This window comes from Liquorilactobacillus oeni DSM 19972, assembly GCF_001436275.1.
In the GTDB taxonomy this organism is placed as follows: Bacteria; Bacillota; Bacilli; order Lactobacillales; family Lactobacillaceae; genus Liquorilactobacillus; species Liquorilactobacillus oeni.
On sequence record NZ_AZEH01000040.1, the window covers coordinates 1 to 1,653 of the forward strand.

At 50.5% G+C, this 1,653-nt stretch carries 1 rRNA gene; it reads left to right on the plus strand.

The features are described from left to right. The first annotated feature begins 26 nt into the window (after positions 1 to 26). Positions 27 to 1,587 (plus strand): 16S ribosomal RNA (locus tag FD46_RS09190). The last annotated feature ends 66 nt before the right edge of the window (positions 1,588 to 1,653 follow it).

Below are 1,653 nucleotides of genomic sequence, written 5' to 3' on the forward strand. Positions count from 1 at the left end.
TTTAATTTAATGAGTCACAAACTTTTTAAAATGAGAGTTTGATCCTGGCTCAGGACGAACGCTGGCGGCGTGCCTAATACATGCAAGTCGAACGCAGAATTTCCACCGAGTGCTTGCACTCACCGGAAATTCTGAGTGGCGAACGGGTGAGTAACACGTGGGTAACCTGCCCAAAAGAGGGGGATAACACTTGGAAACAGGTGCTAATACCGCATAACAACAAAAACCGCCTGGTTTTTGTTTCAAAGATGGTTTCGGCTGTCACTTTTGGATGGACCCGCGGCGTATTAGCTAGTTGGTAAGGTAACGGCTTACCAAGGCAGTGATACGTAGCCGAACTGAGAGGTTGATCGGCCACATTGGGACTGAGACACGGCCCAAACTCCTACGGGAGGCAGCAGTAGGGAATCTTCCACAATGGACGAAAGTCTGATGGAGCAACGCCGCGTGAGTGAAGAAGGTTTTCGGATCGTAAAACTCTGTTGTTAGAGAAGAACGTGTGTGAGAGTAACTGTTCATGCAGTGACGGTATCTAACCAGAAAGCCACGGCTAACTACGTGCCAGCAGCCGCGGTAATACGTAGGTGGCAAGCGTTGTCCGGATTTATTGGGCGTAAAGGGAACGCAGGCGGTCTTTTAAGTCTGATGTGAAAGCCTTCGGCTTAACCGAAGTCGTGCATTGGAAACTGAGAGACTTGAGTGCAGAAGAGGAGAGTGGAACTCCATGTGTAGCGGTGAAATGCGTAGATATATGGAAGAACACCAGTGGCGAAAGCGGCTCTCTGGTCTGTAACTGACGCTGAGGTTCGAAAGCATGGGTAGCAAACAGGATTAGATACCCTGGTAGTCCATGCCGTAAACGATGAATGCTAAGTGTTGGAGGGTTTCCGCCCTTCAGTGCTGCAGCTAACGCATTAAGCATTCCGCCTGGGGAGTACGACCGCAAGGTTGAAACTCAAAGGAATTGACGGGGGCCCGCACAAGCGGTGGAGCATGTGGTTTAATTCGAAGCAACGCGAAGAACCTTACCAGGTCTTGACATCTTTTGCTAACCTGAGAGATCAGGCGTTCCCTTCGGGGACAAAATGACAGGTGGTGCATGGTTGTCGTCAGCTCGTGTCGTGAGATGTTGGGTTAAGTCCCGCAACGAGCGCAACCCTTATTACTAGTTGCCAGCATTCAGTTGGGCACTCTAGTGAGACTGCCGGTGACAAACCGGAGGAAGGTGGGGATGACGTCAAATCATCATGCCCCTTATGACCTGGGCTACACACGTGCTACAATGGACGGTACAACGAGTCGCGAAACCGCGAGGTTTAGCTAATCTCTTAAAACCGTTCTCAGTTCGGATTGCAGGCTGCAACTCGCCTGCATGAAGTCGGAATCGCTAGTAATCGCGGATCAGCATGCCGCGGTGAATACGTTCCCGGGCCTTGTACACACCGCCCGTCACACCATGAGAGTTTGTAACACCCAAAGCCGGTGCGGTAACCTTTTAGGAACCAGCCGTCTAAGGTGGGACAGATGATTGGGGTGAAGTCGTAACAAGGTAGCCGTAGGAGAACCTGCGGCTGGATCACCTCCTTTCTAAGGATAATTACGGAAACTGCACATTAGTCGAAACTTTGTTTAGTTTTGAGAGGTTTACTCTCA